Origin of the sequence: Pseudidiomarina aestuarii (assembly GCF_048263735.1) — a bacterium.
Taxonomy (GTDB): Bacteria; Pseudomonadota; Gammaproteobacteria; order Enterobacterales; family Alteromonadaceae; genus Pseudidiomarina; species Pseudidiomarina aestuarii_B.
The window spans coordinates 490,017-508,598 of the sequence record NZ_JBLXDX010000002.1; the positions used below are offsets into that span (position 1 = coordinate 490,017).

Annotated in this window: 17 protein-coding genes; 11 read left to right on the forward strand and 6 right to left on the reverse strand. The window is 48.3% G+C overall.

Translation table 11 applies throughout. The features are described 5' to 3' along the window. Window positions 1–34: 34 nt before the first annotated feature. Genes ACN0S4_RS06975 through ACN0S4_RS06990 form a run of 4 tightly spaced genes read left to right on the forward strand, consistent with a single transcriptional unit; the run spans window position 35 to window position 2,579 of the window. On the forward strand, window positions 35–724 hold the full coding sequence (locus tag ACN0S4_RS06975) for a YggS family pyridoxal phosphate-dependent enzyme (protein WP_417656968.1): 690 nt from the start codon (window positions 35–37) through the stop codon (window positions 722–724). Between the two features lie 31 nt (window positions 725–755). Beyond that, entirely contained in the window at window positions 756–1,586 is an 831-nt protein-coding gene (gene proC, locus ACN0S4_RS06980) for a pyrroline-5-carboxylate reductase (protein WP_417656969.1), read from the forward strand. Between the two features lie 27 nt (window positions 1,587–1,613). After that, on the forward strand, window positions 1,614–2,138 hold the full coding sequence (locus ACN0S4_RS06985) for a YggT family protein (protein WP_417656970.1): 525 nt from the start codon (window positions 1,614–1,616) through the stop codon (window positions 2,136–2,138). 3 nt (window positions 2,139–2,141) lie between these two features. Next, window positions 2,142–2,579 (forward strand): DUF4426 domain-containing protein, encoded by a 438-nt coding sequence (locus ACN0S4_RS06990; RefSeq protein ID WP_417656971.1) that lies wholly within the window; start codon window positions 2,142–2,144, stop codon window positions 2,577–2,579. A gap of 7 nt (window positions 2,580–2,586) precedes the next feature. Here the strand turns inward: ACN0S4_RS06990 and ACN0S4_RS06995 are convergent, their stop codons facing one another. Next, a complete protein-coding gene (locus ACN0S4_RS06995) occupies window positions 2,587–4,317 on the reverse strand; it encodes a potassium/proton antiporter (RefSeq protein WP_417656972.1) in 1,731 nt (576 codons plus the stop codon). A gap of 89 nt (window positions 4,318–4,406) precedes the next feature. On the opposite strand from ACN0S4_RS06995, the gene rdgB reads away from it, so the two are divergent. Together rdgB and hemW are read left to right on the forward strand one after the other, a co-directional pair. After that, the gene (gene rdgB / locus ACN0S4_RS07000) at window positions 4,407–5,003 is read left to right on the forward strand and encodes an RdgB/HAM1 family non-canonical purine NTP pyrophosphatase (protein WP_417656973.1); all 597 of its coding nucleotides are present in this window, start codon (window positions 4,407–4,409) and stop codon (window positions 5,001–5,003) included. Further along, window positions 5,000–6,136, forward strand: a complete 1,137-nt coding sequence (gene hemW, locus ACN0S4_RS07005; RefSeq protein WP_417656974.1) for a radical SAM family heme chaperone HemW — start codon at window positions 5,000–5,002, stop codon at window positions 6,134–6,136. Before rdgB ends, hemW begins: the two co-directional genes overlap by 4 nt. 2 nt (window positions 6,137–6,138) lie before the next feature. On the opposite strand, the gene trmB is transcribed toward hemW, so the two are convergent. Beyond that, the gene (trmB, locus tag ACN0S4_RS07010; RefSeq protein WP_417656975.1) at window positions 6,139–6,861 is read right to left on the reverse strand and encodes a tRNA (guanosine(46)-N7)-methyltransferase TrmB; all 723 of its coding nucleotides are present in this window, start codon (window positions 6,859–6,861) and stop codon (window positions 6,139–6,141) included. Between the two features lie 132 nt (window positions 6,862–6,993). Further along, on the reverse strand, window positions 6,994–8,064 hold the full coding sequence (locus ACN0S4_RS07015) for an OmpA family protein (protein WP_417656976.1): 1,071 nt from the start codon (window positions 8,062–8,064) through the stop codon (window positions 6,994–6,996). Window positions 8,065–8,227: 163 nt separating this feature from the next. On the opposite strand from ACN0S4_RS07015, the gene mutY reads away from it, so the two are divergent. The 4 genes from mutY (at window position 8,228) to ACN0S4_RS07035 (ending at window position 12,139) form a co-directional block, all read left to right on the forward strand. After that, window positions 8,228–9,244 (forward strand): A/G-specific adenine glycosylase, encoded by a 1,017-nt coding sequence (mutY, locus tag ACN0S4_RS07020; protein WP_417656977.1) that lies wholly within the window; start codon window positions 8,228–8,230, stop codon window positions 9,242–9,244. Between the two features lie 72 nt (window positions 9,245–9,316). Next, window positions 9,317–9,589: an oxidative damage protection protein gene (locus ACN0S4_RS07025; protein ID WP_169929386.1), complete on the forward strand. Its 273-nt coding sequence runs from the start codon at window positions 9,317–9,319 to the stop codon at window positions 9,587–9,589. A gap of 187 nt (window positions 9,590–9,776) precedes the next feature. After that, a complete protein-coding gene (proB, locus tag ACN0S4_RS07030) occupies window positions 9,777–10,889 on the forward strand; it encodes a glutamate 5-kinase (protein ID WP_417656978.1) in 1,113 nt (370 codons plus the stop codon). Beyond that, window positions 10,886–12,139, forward strand: a complete 1,254-nt coding sequence (locus tag ACN0S4_RS07035; RefSeq protein ID WP_417656979.1) for a glutamate-5-semialdehyde dehydrogenase — start codon at window positions 10,886–10,888, stop codon at window positions 12,137–12,139. The genes proB and ACN0S4_RS07035 overlap by 4 nt, the downstream gene beginning before the upstream one ends. Here the strand turns inward: ACN0S4_RS07035 and waaA are convergent. Continuing rightward, entirely contained in the window at window positions 12,136–14,151 is a 2,016-nt protein-coding gene (gene waaA, locus ACN0S4_RS07040) for a lipid IV(A) 3-deoxy-D-manno-octulosonic acid transferase (protein ID WP_417656980.1), read from the reverse strand. The genes ACN0S4_RS07035 and waaA overlap by 4 nt on opposite strands. A gap of 9 nt (window positions 14,152–14,160) precedes the next feature. Further along, a complete protein-coding gene (locus ACN0S4_RS07045; protein ID WP_417656981.1) occupies window positions 14,161–14,901 on the reverse strand; it encodes a glycosyltransferase in 741 nt (246 codons plus the stop codon). Between the two features lie 155 nt (window positions 14,902–15,056). Between ACN0S4_RS07045 and ACN0S4_RS07050 the strand changes: the two genes are divergently transcribed. Next, entirely contained in the window at window positions 15,057–16,649 is a 1,593-nt protein-coding gene (locus ACN0S4_RS07050) for a cryptochrome/photolyase family protein (RefSeq protein ID WP_417656982.1), read from the forward strand. Between the two features lie 46 nt (window positions 16,650–16,695). Here the strand turns inward: ACN0S4_RS07050 and ACN0S4_RS07055 are convergent, their stop codons facing one another. Next, window positions 16,696–18,531, reverse strand: coding sequence for a DEAD/DEAH box helicase (locus ACN0S4_RS07055; RefSeq protein WP_417656983.1), 1,836 nt, complete (start codon window positions 18,529–18,531; stop codon window positions 16,696–16,698). Window positions 18,532–18,582 lie beyond the last annotated feature (51 nt).

Below are 18,582 nucleotides of genomic sequence, written 5' to 3' on the forward strand. Positions count from 1 at the left end.
TTCTACGCTAACCGTGAGTGAAAATAATAATCTGATGAATAGCATAGCTGAGCAATTAAATGAAGTCCGCAAACAAATTTCCGCAGCTGCCAGCGCCGCACAGCGAGAGGCTTCTGACATCACGCTGATTGCGGTCAGTAAGACTAAGCCTATCACCGCGATTGAAGACGCCTATGCTGCCGGACAGCGGCATTTTGGTGAAAATTATGTGCAAGAAGCGGTCGACAAAGCAGCTGAGCTTAAGCAGTTCGATGACATCGTTTGGCATTTTATCGGACCGTTGCAATCCAATAAAACAGCGGCGGTTGCTGAAACTGCTGATTGGGTGCATAGCGTAGACCGTGAAAAAATAGCGCGCCGACTTGCACAACAGCGGCCGGCTACAAAACCACCTTTAAATGTGTTGATTCAAGTCAATATCGATGCAGAAGACACGAAGTCGGGCGTAGCTCCTGATGCTGTCAATAAGTTAGCAGCGTTCATTGCCCAGCAACCTGAGTTGCAATTGCGTGGTTTAATGGCGATACCTGCGGCTGCGGCCAGCTCTGCAGCGCGTAAAACGAGCTTCCAAGCCATGCAAGGGTTGTATTCACAGCTACAGACCCAATATCCAACCGTAGATACTTTGTCCATGGGCATGAGTGACGACCTCGATCTCGCTATTTTGCATGGCGCTACTATGGTACGTATTGGTACCGCAATTTTTGGCGCTCGGGCCCGCTAAGCGACAGCCTAGATAACTACAGGAGTTTTGAATGAGCACACCAACCCCGCGTAAAATTGCATTTATCGGTGCAGGCAATATGACTCAGAGTATTGTCGGTGGCATGGTGAAAAGTGGCTATCCAGCAGACCATATTTTTGTCAGTAATCCGAGCGATGCGAAGCTTCATACCTTGAAAGAGCGTCATCAACTGCACGTCAGCAATGACAATGCAGAAATAGCTCAACAAGCCGAGGTCATTGTGCTCGCGGTCAAACCACAACTGATGGCCGATGTTTGCGCGGACTTAAGTAAGCGGGTGCCTAATCTCGACTCAAAACTTATCGTCTCCATTGCTGCAGGTATTCGCATTCCTAAATATCGCCAATACCTGAACGACAACATTACAATGATTCGCGTGATGCCGAATACCCCCTCGCTGGTTGGTGAAGGTATCTCTGGACTCGTTGCTGATGATCGCGCTAGTACGGCAGACAAAGCCTTCATTGAGTTCGCCTTCGATGGCGTCGGACAAACACTTTGGGTTGCCGATGAAGATGAGCTGGATATCCTTGGCGCGGTTGCAGGAAGTGGTCCTGCCTACTTCTTTGAATTCATGGCAAGCTTACAGAAAGCCGCCGTAGCGCTTGGGTTTGATCATGAGAAAGCACGCGCCATGGTGCAACAAACGGCGCTGGGTGCAGCCACTATGGCCATTGATAGCGATCTTGAGCTGGAAGATTTACGTAAACAAGTCACCAGTAAAGGCGGCTCAACCGCCAAAGGTATCGAGGTCTATCAAGCGGCTGACATTGACGATATTTCCGAGCAAGCTGTGCGCGCAGCCGTTGCACGAAATCAAGAAATGGCTAAGCTGTTTTAATCGAAAGGCCTAACACAGGAACAACTCATGGACCTTATGCGTTTTTTGGTCGAAATAGTATTCGACTTGTTTTTAATGGTGGTGCTGCTACGCATCTGGATGCAAGTTGCACGAGCTGATTTTTATAATCCGTTAAGTCAGTTTGTGGTGAAGGTTACCAACCCACTCGTCCAGCCACTGCGAATGGCTCTGCCGATGGCGGGCCGTTGGGATTTGGCCTCGTTAGTGTTGGCCTGGTTAGTCGGTATCGGCAAATACGTTGTACTTAGCGCCATTATCGGTATTCCCTTTATGTGGGGCGATATCTTAGTGATAGGTACCCTTTCGGTATTGAGCCAGTTCCTTGATCTGCTGTTCTGGATTGTTCTTATTCGAGCGTTGTTGAGTTGGTTTGCGCAAGGCTACAACCCGATGATTGCGTTACTTCAGCAGCTAACAGAACCGTTCCTAGCACCGATACGACGCATTATTCCACCTATCGGTGGGTTAGATTTGTCGGTTCTGGTACTGATTATCGCCATTCAAGCAGTGCGCATTGTCATTGGAGTGTAAAACATGAACATCAAATGGCTATTACTATCCATAGTGCTCTTAAGCCTTTTAACTCCAGCTGTACAGGCGGAGCAAAGTAAGCGCTTAGGCCCATGGGAAGTGCACTACAATGCCTTTAATTCGACACTGCTACGACCTGAAATGGCGCAACAATACAACTTAGAACGTAATGCCTATCTGGCAACATTAAATATCGCTGTATTAGCGGCGAATGAGGCTGGTAAGCCTGCGCAACAAGTAAAAGTTACTGGCTACACTATGAACCCACTCAGTATGCAATCGCGACTCGAGTTTCAAGAAGTGATTGAGGGTGATGCGGTGTATTATCTGAGCCAAGCAGAATTTACCGCCAATGAAGTGTTGCGTTTTTTTATCACGATTGAAGACGAGAACGGCAATTCGCAAGAGTTGCGGTTTAGTAAGGAATTCTGGGTTAACTAAGCTAAGCCTAGGAGTCCAGTAACTTCACACCCACTTGTTCAATCTCACCGGTGCTGTGCAGTTCGCGCACTGTTAACTGCACATGTCCCAATTTCAGTTGGTCTCCCACAACAACCCTGCGGTGGAACTTCTCTTTAAAGTAATCGCTAATGCTTAACTGTTTGATCTTCTCATCTAGTTCACCGGTCGGATAAAAGCTTGCCACGTCTGCCAAAGTCAAAGAGCCTTTGAGACTGAAATCACCGAAGAAGTCACTGTTGCGTAACTCTGTCGCACTACCTCCCGCAGATAAAACACGGCTGACTTCATCCAGGTGCTCGACTTTGGCGACCACGAGGACCATGTCCCCTTCCAATACTTGCGGACGCCGCTCAGGTAAAACCCACTCACCGTCACGAATAATACCCACAAATTCAACCGGTACTGCCCAGCGTAATTCATGCCAGTAGTGGTCGCATGCAGGTGAGCGCTCGCTGACCTGATAGCCCCACAGTTCCATAGGATCTTTACTACCAACGAGCTCCAATGGCATACGTCGATCAGGCTCTGCAGTCGCGGGAACCTCGAGACCTAACCAACGCGCAAATGGCGCCAGCGTCCAGCCCTGTAATAACAACGAAATCAATACGACCATAAAGGCAATGTCGAAGAACAACTCTTGGTCTGGTACACCGCTGAGCCATGGATACAGTGCCAGTATGATCGGAACTGCGCCGCGTAGCCCTACCCAACTGATAAAGAGCTGTTCACGCCACGGAAACACAAATGGCAACAAGCTAATGAAGACTGCAATGGGACGAGCAACAAATATCATTAATACAGCGACGGTTAACGACAGCGGCCACGATTCCAACAAGTGTGAGGGCGTCACCAGCAGGCCGAGGATCAAGAACATCATGATCTGACTGAGCCAGGCCAAGCCATCTTGAACCTGCAGAATGTGCATCAGCTGCGGCAATCGTGAATTACCAATCACAAATCCCATCAGGTAAACAGCCAGAAAGCCACTTCCGCCAACGCTCGTGGTCAGTGCAAAAATGACAACTGCTGAGGCGGCTGCGAGCAAGGGAAAAAACGTGAATTGAACGGATATTTTGCGCGCCATGTAAATGAATACGCGGCCGCCAAACCAGCCAATGAGCAATCCCAGTACTAGTTGTTGCAAGATATCCAAGACCATGGCGTTGATAGTGAATGAGTCAATATTCACCACCACTGCTGTTAACGTCATAGTCAAAATGACGGCCATAGGGTCGTTAGTGCCAGACTCAATTTCGAGAGTTGATGCAACCCGCTGCTTAATACGGAGGTTCGCGGATTGGAAGATACCGAAAACTGCTGCAGCATCGGTAGAACTAAGAATGGCGCCAATTAAGAGCGCCGTTGGCCACGGCAGACCAAACAACCAAACCACTCCGGCAGCAGTGATTGCACAAGTCAGCGCAACACCGAGTGTCGCTAAGCTAATGGCTGGCCAGAGTGCAACGCGGAAACGTTCCCGTTGCGTACGCATACCACCATCGAACAGAATAATCACGAGCGCCAATGAACCGATAAAGAATGATATCTCTGGACTATTGAATTGAATGCCCAGCAATCCTTCTTCACCAGCAAGCATGCCAATAACGAGGAATGTGAGTAGTAATGGAGCACCAAGACGAGATGAAACGACAGCCGCGAGGATACTGATTACCAGTAACGCGCCCATCAACAGCATGATTCCCGTCAGTTCTGCCACTCGATTACTCCTTGATTCCGCTACGACGGTAGTCGTTGCCGCCTCGAGTCCGTATAATACCAACACCACACCGAAATAGGTAAACCTCGATGCAAGAAATCGTGTTAGCGACCGGCAACCAAGGCAAAGTAAAGGAGTTGCAAGCCATGCTTGCGCCCAAATCATGGTCGGTCCGGGCGCAAACGGAGTGGAATTTTGCTGAAGCCGAAGAAACGGGGCTTACCTTTATCGAAAATGCCATCATCAAAGCCCGTCATGCCGCAACATTGACTGGATTGCCGGCTCTTGCCGATGATTCCGGTCTGGCAGTTGATGCCTTAGGCGGTGAACCTGGAATTTATTCCGCTCGCTACGCAGGCGCTAAAGCGTCAGATCAAGAGAACCTTGAGAAACTACTCAAACAGCTAGTCGATGTTCCTCCTGAGCAGCGTACAGCGCAGTTTCACTGTGTTCTGGTCTACTTACGCCATGCTCATGATCCAACTCCTGTAGTTTGTCATGGCACGTGGCATGGCTCCATTACAACACAGGCGAGTGGCTCACAAGGTTTTGGTTACGATCCGATTTTTTGGGTCGACAGCCATCAATGTACAGCAGCCGAACTCGAGCCTGCAGTCAAACGTCAATTGAGCCATCGCGGGAAAGCATTACAACAATTGCTGTTAGCTATGGATGAGCGTTCGTGAAACTCCCCCCACTTTCGCTCTATGCCCATGTTCCCTGGTGTATTCAAAAATGCCCCTATTGTGACTTTAATTCACATGCCCTCAAAGGTGGTTTACCCGAACAAGAATACATCAGTAGACTACTAGACGACTTGCGCGCGGACATGGAGTGGGCGCAAGATCGAGAATTACATTCTATTTTTATTGGTGGCGGAACGCCAAGTCTCCTCAGTGCCGATGCAGTCGCCAGACTTCTCGATGGAATCAACGCCTCTGTTCCTATCGCGAAACATGCCGAAATCACGCTGGAAGCGAATCCCGGAACTTTTGAAACCGAACGATTCTCTGGTTTTGTAAGCGCAGGTATTAATCGACTCTCGATTGGTGTCCAGAGCTTCCACAGCGAGCACCTACAGCGCTTAGGTCGCATCCATGACCCTGAGCAAGCAATAGCAGCCGCTACACACGCACAAAGCTTGCCATTGCGGAGTTTCAACTTAGATTTGATGCATGGATTACCGCAGCAAACCTTAGAACAGGCATTGGCCGATCTTGAACAAGCACTTGCTCTCGAACCACCGCACTTATCTTGGTATCAATTGACGATTGAGCCGAATACCGCATTTGCTAGTCGTCCGCCGCAACTACCCGACGATGATCGGCTCGCCGAAATACAAGAACGGGGGCACGAATTACTCTTGAGCGCAGGCTATGAACATTATGAAGTCAGCGCGTATGCCAAACCGGGACATCAAAGCGCGCATAATCGCAATTATTGGACTTACGGCGATTATTTGGGCATTGGTTGTGGCGCACACAGTAAAGTAACACAACCAGCCGCACAGCAAATTCAACGCTGTGAGAAGATAAAGCATCCTCAAGGCTATCTAGATTTGACGCGGCCACTTCGATACAAGCAGTGGACCGTGCCAACTGATGAATTAGTGTATGAGTTCTTTATGAATCAACTGCGCTTGAATGAGGCCATCCCGAAAGTTCGATTCTCAGAGCGTACTGGGCTCGCCGTCGAACTTGCCGAATCCGCTATCGCTGCAGCAGTGAAGCAAGGGTTACTAACTTCGACTCCGACAGAATGGCAAACGACGCCACTCGGGCGCCGTTATATGAATAATATTCTCGACCAATTGATTTAAATTTAAGCAATTCGCTCGAACTTTAAATCCCAAACACCGTGCCCGAGTTTTTCGCCGCGGTTTTCAAATTTGGTGAGCGGTCTCTCGGCTGGACGCGGAATATAATCACCCGTTGCCGCTAAGTTACGAAAGTGTTCAGAACCCTGCATCACTTCCAGCATATGTTCGGCATAGTTTTCCCAATCTGTCGCTAAGTGAATCACTCCACCCAGTTGCAACTTCGGGCGTAAAAGCTCAATAAATGCAGGTTGAATAAGACGTCTTTTGTGGTGACGTTTTTTATGCCACGGATCGGGGAAAAATATCTGAACCGTGGAGAGACTGCCCTCATCGAGGCAGTTTTCAATAACTTCAACGGCGTCGTGTTCGATCAGGCGCAAATTAGTCAGCTCGTTTGCTTCAGCTTCATGCAAACAGGCACCCACTCCAGGACGGTGTACTTCAACACCGATAAAATTCTTCTCTGGCGCAGCAGCAGCCATAGCGACGAGAGACTGCCCCATACCAAAACCAATTTCGAGCACAGTCGGTGCCTCACGACCAAAGATATCTTTGAGGTCATAACGACTACCTGAATAATCTAATCCCATGCCAGCCCAGTTACGTTCAATCGCGGAGGCTTGCCCTTTGGTCAGCCGCCCTTCGCGCTTCACAAAACTGCGAATTTTCCGAATATACTTATCTTCGGCAATCGCCCGTTTCAAATTATCTTCACTGTCTGCCATGGTTTTGTTTCACTTTATTTGGGATCTGGAATGCAAAGCTTTTAATGCGCGGCACATTATGCAAAAAGGCACGCCAAACGCAAGTTTGGCGTGCCTTTAGTTTTGTTAGAGACTTTGTCTAAGTCGCAGTAATTAGTCTTTTACTGGTACTTGTTTAGTCACTGACATGTTCGCTTCGATACGACGGTTCATCGCACGATTTTCACGAGTATCATTCGCTACGCGTGGCTTGGTTTCGCCATAGCCAACAGTATTTACACGAGACTGCTCGATACCGAAGTCAGACACTAAACTATCACCAACAGCTTTCGCACGTTGCTCTGATAACCATTGGTTGTAGTCTGCTGGACCGGTGCTATCAGTATGACCTTCAATAGTCACATCAAGCTGCGGATATTCTTTCAAGAAGTCAGCCGCTACACGGATATCACCTTTCTGGTCAGCAGGGATGACTGAAGAATCGAAACCAAAAGTGACCACTAAGTCACGGCGAACCGTTTCATTTTCATAAACAGTACAACCATTTGCATCGACTTTGTAACCAACTGGTGTATCTGCACACGCATCACGCTCATCTGGAACGCCGTCACGATCGCTGTCACGTACAACTGGTGCCGGAGCTGCTGCTGGCTCTTCCGCCGCCGCAGTTGCATTAGGATTATATCCGTTCATGCCAAAGTAGTAACGCAGACCGGTCATTACTAAGAATTCAGTTTGATCGCCTTCGTCTTGCTGTACCGCACCTTCAACTGTCAGCGCCCAATCGTTGTTCAAGAACGTTTTGTGGCCCAAACCAACGCGGTAAAAGCGATGTACTTGGTCAGCGTAGTCCGTTGCATTGAAACCGATGGTTCCGTACCAGTTTTGGTCGAAGTTATACATAACGTCGATACCGAAAATGGTTCCATCGACCGTACCTAAAGACTGCGCATCACCACGTATATAATCGAAATACGCACGATAGCCCCACTCTGGAGTGAATTGCATACCACCCTCGATACCCGCAAAAGCGCTATCGAAACCACCGGCGAAGTTATCAATTCTTCCATTGTCTACGGCAAGACGGTCAGAGTCAGTCCCAAAAAGTCCAATACGCGGACCGACATAATAGTCATATACCAATGTGTCGTTGTCACGTGCCATTGTTGGCAGTGAAACAATCGCCGCTAAAACTGCAGCTGATACAATTGTTAATCGCTTCATGAGATGCTCCTTTTAATTCTCACCGAATCAATATTAATATTGCCGTCAATATACACCATAATTGTAAAGATTGCTCGTTTTACTCCATCTTTACGTTATATTTGCACAGATTTTGGTAAGCATTTTCTTTCACTAACCAATTAAAACTTCAGGACTTAATTCTTTGTCACACAAATTATCAACGTTTTCATTCGTTGAAAGTGTTAACGCTTGGCAGCAGCAACATGGACGCCATCAATTACCATGGCAATTAAACGTCACACCATACAAAGTATTGGTGAGCGAAATCATGCTGCAACAGACTCAAGTAGCGACGGTAATTCCTTATTTTGAGCGCTGGATGCAAAACTTTCCCACTGTCACAGCATTAGCACAGGCAACCGAAGACCAAGTTCTTAATTGTTGGCAAGGCTTAGGTTATTATAGCCGCGCTCGAAATTTACACCGTGCAGCTCTCTATATAACCGAAAAGCTAGCCGGAGAAATTCCTGCAGACCTGGAGCAATTACGCAAAATTCCGGGAATTGGACCTTATACAGCTGGAGCGATCCTGTCTTTTGCATTTAATCAACGCGGTGTCATTGTCGATGGCAACGTCAAGCGCCTGTTTGCGCGATACTTTGGCATTCGAGGTCCGGTTAACAGCAGCGCTTTTTCTAAAACGGTGTGGGCTCATGCTGAAGCAGTCACACCAACACAAAACAATCGCCGTTTTGCGCAAGGGCTGCTTGATTTGGGAGCGATCGTTTGCAAGCCACGCCTGCCACTTTGTGAAGCCTGTCCATTACATATTGAATGCTTTGCTTATTCTCACAACGAAGTCGAAGCATTGCCGGAAAAGGCTCCGAAAAAAACCATACCCAAGCGCGTGGGTCACTTCGTATGGGATCAAAACGCCGACGGTTTACTCCTTGAGCAGCGCAATGGCAACAGCGTGTGGCCTAAACTTTGGGCATTACCAGAAATTGATAGCCCTGCTCCAAGTGCTGCATCGAAAGGTGAGTTTCATCATCAGTTCTCACATTACAAACTTCATGCATGTATTTGGCGCGCTGAAGCTGACCAAAGTGACAATAAGCAGTCTCGGTTTACCATCGATGAACTCGATACTGTCGGTTTACCTGCGCCCATGCGGAAGTTCATTGAATCCGCTCTTAGCCCAAACTCCGACGAATCATGAAGTTTGCTTTGGTCCTACGGGACATCGTAAACTAGAGCCTATTCATACCTTGCGTAGTAGCGGAGAACGACTATGAGCCGTACCATTTTCTGTCAATACCTTCAGCGGGAAGCTGAAGGACTCGATTTTCAGCTCTATCCTGGTGAGTTGGGAGAGAAGATCTTCAATAACATCTCCAAAGAAGCGTGGGCCGAATGGCAAAAGAAACAAACTATGCTAATTAATGAGAAGCGTCTAAATTTGATGGACCCACAATCGCGAGAGTTTCTCGAGACTGAAATGAAAGCCTTCTTATTTGAAGGAAAAGACATCAAAATTGAGGGCTACACGCCTCCCGCACAATAAACCACTCAATAAGCCTCGCAAATGCGGGGCTTTTTTTTACGCTTTTTTCACACAAACATCACGAATCCGCAGCTTTCGCATCAAATAAATAGCAGTATGACCGACATAGCCTGCATTTATACCCTCAAACTAGAGAAAGCAGCCCAAATCTGTTAGACTACGAACGAATTTTCGAGAGGGACATAGAATGAAAATGCCATCTTGGCGACGTGCCGTTATCAAAGTCGGTAGCGCATTAATCGCGCCTGATGATAAAGGTACAAGCTCAAAATACCTGTTAGCAATAGCTCGGTTTATCATCGAGTGCCATGAACGTGGACAAGAAGTTGTCTTAGTGTCATCGGGCAGTGCCGCGGCTGGACGCAAGCACATTAGTTTCGACGGCGACAAAATTCCGGTCACTGTTAAAAAAGCAATGGCCGCCGTAGGTCAAACTGACATGATGGCCAACTGGTCACGGTTTTTTGACTTCCCCTGTGCTCAGGTTCTCATGACGCATGGTGACCTTAGAGACCGCGCGCGGTACGTGAGTGTTCGCAACACCCTTCGCACTTTGTTAGAACACGATGTATTACCCATTGTGAATGAAAACGATGCACTCGCAACCGACGAGATGAAAGTGGGCGATAACGACAACTTAGCAGCCATGGTGGCTACTTTGGTTGATGCCGACGCTCTAATCATTTGCTCAGATATTGACGGCTTATTTGACGCAGACCCACGTGTGAAACCAGACGCCAAAAAGATTCCAGAAGTCAGCGAAATTTCTGAAGAGATTTTCGCTTTAGCTGGTGGAACGACAAACAAAATAGCGACAGGCGGTATGCGCACGAAGATAGAGGCAGCAGAAAAGGCAACCTCGCACGGCATTGATACTTATATTGTGAATGGTCGCAAAGGTGAATCCTTTGAACTCATGCTGCAGGGTGAAAATCCTGGCACCTTGTTCAAACGTCAATCAGACCCTATGAGCAATAAAAAGCATTGGTTACGCCATACGCTAATTTCACAAGGTGAAATAGTAGTCGAAACAGAAACTGCGGAAGCATTGCGTCAAGGCAACGCGCTGACAACGACAGGTATTGTCGATGTGCAGGGTGATTTTAATCGCGGTGACGCGGTCGTGATTCGTGATGCTGAAACGGCAGAGGCAATTGGTAAAGGTATCTGCCAATACAGCTCCCACGAGCTGATGCATATTAAAGGCCAAGAAGCCAGCAGCATCGCTGAACAATACGGCTACAGCCCAATTAGCGAAGTCATCGAAAGTACCGATTTAATGATATTGGAGGAAGTATGAATAGCTCCTTAGCAACTGAAATTTCGAAACGTGCGGCGGTTGCGGCACGTGCCGTTGCCACACTGAATGAAGCAGAAAAGAACCTTGTCTTACAACGCATGGCAGACGCTATTCGTGCAGCTCAAGCCGAGATCATTAAGACCAACGAGAAAGATCTCGCCAGTGGCGCTGAAAAAGGCTTATCAGATGCCATGATGGATCGTCTCAAGCTCACGCCTGAGCGTGTTGAGGGAATGGCTACTGCTATTGAAGAGATTATTGAACTTCAAGACCCAGTTGGCGAGCGTTACCCTTTCACGACCCGTCCAAATGGTATTCAAGTGGATAAAATGCGTATACCGCTTGGCGTCATATGCATGATTTATGAAGCACGCCCGAACGTCACAGCAGATGCCGGCGCACTGTGCTTTAAGTCAGGCAACGCAGTGATTTTACGTTGTGGTCGCGAGGCCATCGAAAGTAGTAAGGCGATTGCTGCTGCATTACATAAAGCGTTGAAAGACAGCAACCTGCCTGAAGACGTCATCACGGTAGTACCTACACCTGACCGTGAGTTGATGACCGAGCTATTGAAGCAAGATCAGTACATTGATCTCGTGATTCCACGGGGCGGCGAAGGCCTCATTCACTTTGTTAGCGATAACAGTAAGATTCCAGTGATTCAGCATTACAAAGGTGTTTGCCACTTATATGTCGACCAAGACGCTGATCTCGACAAAGCACTGCAGATCTTATTGAACGGTAAAACGCAACGAACTGGCGTCTGTAATGCGCTGGAAGGGCTACTTGTGCACGAGGCTATTGCGGATAAATTCTTACCGATGGCAGCAAAGGCATTAGCTGAGAAGGATGTCGTTATTCATAGTGACCAAAAATCAGCGAAGTACTTTGACAATGCCGATGTGATTGCCGATGACGCTTTTGGTGAAGAATATTTAGCACTGGAAATTGCTGTTCGCACGGTTGCAGACTTTGATGCCGCCATTGAACATATTCAGAATTTTGGTAGCGGTCATACCGAAGTTATCGTAACTGAAAATAACGAGACAGCAGAACGCTTCATTCGCGTCGTTGATTCAGCAGTGACTATGGCGAATGCATCGTCTCGCTTTAGTGATGGCGGTCAACTGGGCTTAGGTGCAGAAATTGGGATCTCAACCAGTAAGCTCCATGCCTACGGTCCTATGGGACTGCAAGCGCTGACTACTGAAAAGTTTGTGGTGACTGGTACTGGACAAATCCGCGACTAAGATTCGTAACCAGTCAGCAACTGAGGCCAATCTCGCTCCTCATCAAAATGGAAAGCAGTCGATTGTTCGGCTGCTTTTTTTTGTTCCTTCAACAAGGAGCGGAGCAAACGTTGAAGATTCGCCTGTTGCCACTCTCCTGCGGGTTTGAATCCACACTTATCAAAATCAACCAACCAAACCTTGCGTTGCTCATCGATAAGAATATTGTGGCAATTCAAATCAGAATGATAAACACCAGATTGATGAAATTGTTTGATGGTGGCACCAATCGAGTGCCAACAGTCAGCCGCTAACGCCTCTTGTTGTAATTGCTTAAAAACATCAGCCGCGGCTGGAATCACCTCAACCAAAATATCCGCCCGATAGCCCCAACCTGGCGCAAGTTGGAAATGCGCAGCCACTGGATTAGGGACAGGAAGCTCGAGTTCACGCAGCTTCAGGAGCAACGAAAATTCAGCCATTGCTCGACTTTGCTCGACAGGTTCGCGTTTAAATCTGTCCTTATTCACTTTCCCGACTAATCCACCGCGATAGTAATGCCGCAGTAGCAACTGATGCTTGTCCGTTTCAACAAAAAAAGCTGTGCTACGCCCTGTTGCGGCACCGCGAATTGCATCCCGCTCACGCCAATATTCGGCTTGAAACATAGCGCTGCTGACATTATTGAAGTAAGTCTCATCAAACCATATGGTTTGGCCGGGTTTGGAATTGAGTGAGCGCATCATACTGAGCGTCCTTATGTTGGCCTGTGGTGACGGCAATCGAGTCCGAATCGAGTCGGTTAGTTTTGCTGTCACGCCCGATTCACGCGAAAATTCAGCAGCAGCACGTTGTGTCTGCTGGTCTGCTGCATCGCGATCGGCGAGTAACTGATTGACCGCCGCTGCTATCTCGGCCGTTGAATTTGCCCACAGCACCGCATTGGCTGCATCGAGTCGTTGGTATACTTCGGTGAAATTAAAGGTGTGCGAACCACTAACAACAGGAGTCTGGGTCGCTATGGCTTCCAGCGGATTATGTCCGCCCCGCTCAATGAGGCTACCACCAATGAAGGCTGCATGGCTGGTGGCATACCAGAGCACCAACTCGCCCATAGAATCACCCAATAAGACCTGATGCTGAGCAGACACAGTTCCATCCGCACTTCTGCGACAACTCCGTAAACCAAAGTTTTCAATGAGCTTAGCGACTTGATTAAACCGTTCAGGGTGACGAGGCACGAGTATCAGCAAGGCGTTTGGATGACTTGCTAATACCTCTTTATGCGCTTCCAACAACTGCTCATCTTCGCCAGCGTGTGTGCTCGCTGCGACCCAAATTGGCCGCTGCCATTGCTGTTTCAGTACCGCGCCAGCCTCCAGCGTTGTCGACGGTGCCTGGAAATCGTATTTCAAGTTCCCCATGGTGATCACCTTGTCACTGTCAACGTTCAGTTCAAGCACTCGATGAGTAGTCGCGGTATCTTGAGTCGCAATATAGTCTAACTGCAACCAAGGCTCACCAATCAGCCAACGATACTTGTGGTAGCCCTTCGCAGAGCGCTCAGACAACCGAGCATTGACCAACGCACACGGAATCTGACGGCGCTTCAATTCAGCTAAGAAATTCGGCCATAACTCGGTTTCCAGAATAATGACATAACGCGGCTGCAGCCCCGCGATAAAACGTTGCACAGCAGAGCGAGTATCAATGGGTAAATAGAGGTGAAACACTTGATCCCCAAACAGTTTCTGCGCAAGCGCGCGAGCTGTTGGAGTCATTGAACTCAATGTGATCGGGAGTTGGGGATAAGCAGCTATGATTTGCTTGATGAATGATTGCGCAGCAACCGTTTCGCCCACAGACACGCAATGAATCAAAATTCCATCACGCTGCGCTAACTTAAAGGATTGCCGCGCTGTGCGCTCTGACCACTGTTGACGATACTCTGGTGCACGCCGACCGCGAAGCCACAAATAACCAAATATGAGTGGCTTTAATCCGCTGATAAGCGTGCTATAGGTCCGCAGCATAGAACTAACTTAGCGCCAGTATTCACTGATCCAAGTTGTCGGCAGAACCTTCCGATACCATTTACCACTGCGTCCAGCAACGGCATCATCCGGATGTGGACGACCATGGAAAATAATGACTTTGGCGCCCTCAGGAATGCGTGGCTCCTGAAAGAAACTTAATGGGAACGGACGTAAACAATGCCGTTTGAAGCTACGACACCAAGCGGCTGGCCAGTATTTCAGCTTACCTTGGCGAGCCACATACTGAGTGATAAATTCTTGCTCATTACGCACGTCTTTGCGCGACCCGACTGGGTCGGATTTTAAATGTTCGAGGGCATCGACATGCGCACCAATATTGAAACGAAAAACAGACGTGTTGCCAGTCGCATCCGACTTATCCCATTCCTTGATGACTAGGAATTCGCCCTCTGGTTCGAAGAATTCATCTAATGAACCTACAATCACAATATCGAGGTCGAGAAATAACGTGGGTCCCTCTAAATCATAGAGTGGTTGTGCAAAACAAGTGAGCTTCAGCCAACCGTGTGCAAAGGTCCAGGGCTTGCGCTGGTCAAAGTCTTCGAAACCTATGGGTGGAATTGGTTTCACTTCGACTTCTTCGCGAATGCCCTCATGATCATCACTGAAACAAACAAAACGAAAAGGCCGCGATAAATGTCTGCTGACCATTGAATACAGTGTGTTGACGTAATCAGAACCGTATTTCGTTCCCCATTTGATACAGATTACATTGACCGGTTGCATGTGGGCACCTATTGAGAGCTATCAAGTTAAGCGGCATGATGCCAAAAAAATGCAATAACAGCTACGTTTGGCTGCACTTTTCACGGATTTCTAACGATCTAGACCTACTCGAAACACGTAAGTGAAGCCAATAACCATTCAATTCTGGAATTTGCGTGACGAATCGATACAGCAACCGCTCTGAGTTGTCTCAAGCTATCAATGACCAGCCGATCTCAAGTGTGGCTCTGATCATGGGTGATCAATTGCATGCTGGTCACTCATGGTATAAATCCAGCGATAATGAACGCCTGTTCGCGTTGATGGAGATGCGTCAGGAAACCGATTATGTCGTTCATCATCGACAAAAAATCCTCGCCTTTTTCGCCGCCATGCGGCATTTCGCTGATGCATTAGCGGCTGCCGGCCATCGTGTTCTTTATTTGCAACTCGATGCACCTGATAACACCCACAGCCTGACCGAAAACCTCAACTGGATTGTTGAACAAACCACAGCGCAAGATGTTCACCTGCAACAACCGGATGAATACCGTGTCGATCAACAACTACAACAGTGGGCTGAAACTGCCAACTGTGCGGTGCACTGGCATGATAGTGAACATTTTCTAACGCAACGTGATGTCCTCGATCGCTGGTTTAGCGGTAAATCCAATACCATCATGGAGCATTTTTATCGCCGCATGCGCAAAGAGACAGGCTACTTAATGACGGCGGATGGTAAGCCCGAAGGCGGACAATGGAATTACGATAAGGAGAATCGTGAGAAATTACCGCGCGACCACGATATTCCCCAACCACTCTGCTTTGCCAATGATGTCAGTGCTATTGATACCATGCTTGAACGTTGTGAAGTCAAAACTATGGGACACGCTGAACCACGCCAACTCATTTGGCCGGTAACTCGCAGTCAGGCTCGCGAATTACTGTCCTTTTTCATTGAAAATATGCTCATTCATTTTGGTCGCTATCAAGATGCCATGACCACCGAGGGCTGGTCGCTGTATCATGCTCGCGTATCGTTTGCGCTCAACACCAAGATGATCACGCCGCGTGAAGTAGTCGATAAAGCTCTGGAGTACTGGCGTTCGCATCAAGACACTGTAACGCTTGCACAAATTGAAGGCTTCGTACGTCAGATCATTGGTTGGCGAGAATACGTACGCGCCATTTATTGGCAGCGCATGCCCGCTTATGAATCGGTGAATCATTTTAACCACAATCGCGAATTACCCGATTTTTACTGGACTGCAAAAACTAAGATGGCCTGCCTGCAGCACAGTATCAACCAATCACTCGACTATGCCTATGCGCATCATATTCAGCGGCTGATGGTGACCGGAAACTTTGCGCTGCTGATTGGAGCTCACCCAGACTTCGTCGACCGCTGGTATTTGGGCATCTACATTGATGCGTTACAGTGGGTTGAGCTGCCCAATACGCGTGGTATGAGCCAATATGCGGATGGTGGTGTACTGGCCACCAAGCCCTATATTTCCAGTGGCAGTTATATTCATAAGATGTCGCATTATTGCAATGACTGTCACTATGAGGTTCAGCGCAAGGCAGGTGAAAAAGCTTGTCCATTTAATAGTCTGTATTGGCATTTTATTGACCGTCATTTCGACGAGCTAAGTCGAAATCCGCGTATGGCATTGATTACCAAACAGTGGGAAAAGCATGCCGATGCAGACAAAGCAGAACTCATACAACAAGCCGACCATTACCTAGAGTCACTCGACGAACTATAAAAAAGGCCGCATCAGATGCGGCCTTTGTCTCATACTTCGTTAACGCTTATTGAAAGCGGCGACTGCGGCTACCGCGGTCAGCCTTGCCATCACGTCCAGCGCCGGCGGCTCGTTTCGGAGCACCTTTAAATGCTGGACGTTCACCGCGAGGTGGCTTGTCACCACGTGGCTTACGGGTAATCTGCTCACCAGCCAACTCCATACCCATTTGATGCTGACGTACCCGTGCTTTTTGCAGCACACGTAACACAGCTACTGGGAGACCTTTTGGCAATTCAACCAAGCTATGGCCATCGAATAACTGAATTTGACCAATAAAACGGCTATCCATTGATGCTTCATTCGCGATAGCGCCAACGATATCCTGTGGACGAGCACCGTGCTCGCGACCTACTTGTATTTTGTAGGTATCGAACTCGATGTTTGCGTCACGTGACTCACGTGGTCCACGTGCTGGTCGTTCGCCACGCTCAGGACGGTCACCACGTTTCGCATCACGGGCGCGACGCTCTGGTTTGTCCGAGTATTCGCGAACTTTAGGATCATCAGCAACAATCAACGGTCGTGCTTGCTGAGTTTGCGCCAACAATGCGGTCGCAATTTGCAGCAGTGACAATTCAGATTCGGTTTGCAGCTTCTCAACGATAGTCGTTAACTGCGTTAAATCTTGCTTCGCGACCGATTCTTGAATGGTGCTGAGCAGCTTCAATTGACGATGCGTGCTCAACTCACTCGCGTTTGGAATTTCGAAAAATTCAATCGTACCGTTGGTAAGGCGCTCATAATGACGCAATAAATGCTTCTCACGCGGACGGAAGAACAAAATAGCTTCACCACTACGTCCAGCACGGCCGGTACGGCCAATACGGTGAACGTAAGACTCTGAATCACCTGGTAAGTCATAGTTAATGACATGCGTGATTTCTGGAACATCAAGACCACGAGCAACAACATCAGTCGCAACAAGAATTTCGACATGGCCGCTACGTAGCTGAGATACGGTTTGCTCACGCTGGACTTGGGTCAGATCACCGCTTAATGGTGATGCTTTAAAGCCAAGACGTTGCAGTTGTTCGGTCAGATCCATAGTGTCTTGACGAGTGCGGACGAAGATCAATACGCGTTGATACTCCATAGTCTCTAAAAGACGTGCTAAGGCAGTTATCTTAGTAACACCGCGTACTTGCCAAGCGCGCTGACGAATAGTCGCTTGTGCTTGCGTTTTAGCAGCAATTTGGATGTTTAATGGCTGTTCACCAGCTTCATTCACAAGGAACGTTTTCGCTAGTTTACGAATAGCAGTCGGCATGGTTGCAGAGAACAACGCACGCTGCGACGTCGCAGGAACTTTCGCCATAATCGTTTCGATATCTTCAACGAAGCCCATGTTCAACATCTCATCGGCTTCATCAAGCACAGCAAGACGCAGCGCTGATAAGTTCAACACGCCTTTATTCAACAAATCGAGTAATCGGCCTGGTGTTCCAACAACCACTTGTGCGCCACCGCGCAAAGCTTTGATTTGTGGGCCAAATGCAGAGCCACCATAAACGGTTGCTACTTCAACACCACGCATTTTTTGACCAAAATCGGTAATAGCGGCAGCAACCTGCATCGCTAGTTCACGCGTTGGCGCAACCACGAGCATTTGCGTGCTGCGCTCTTTCGGATCTAACAAGGTTAGTCCTGGCAAACCAAACGCAGCTGTTTTACCGGTTCCAGTTTGCGCTTCACCAAGTACGTTTGTACCTGCGAGCAATGCTGGAATAGCTTGCGCTTGAATTGGTGTAGGGGTTGAGAAACCAAGGGCTTCTACTTGTTTTGCAATAATCGGGGCTAGACCCATTTCCGCAAAGGAAAGGCCTGTCATAACTTCAGACATATTTTTCTCACAATGTTCTGTTTACCGCGCACGCAATCGCACAGCGACACG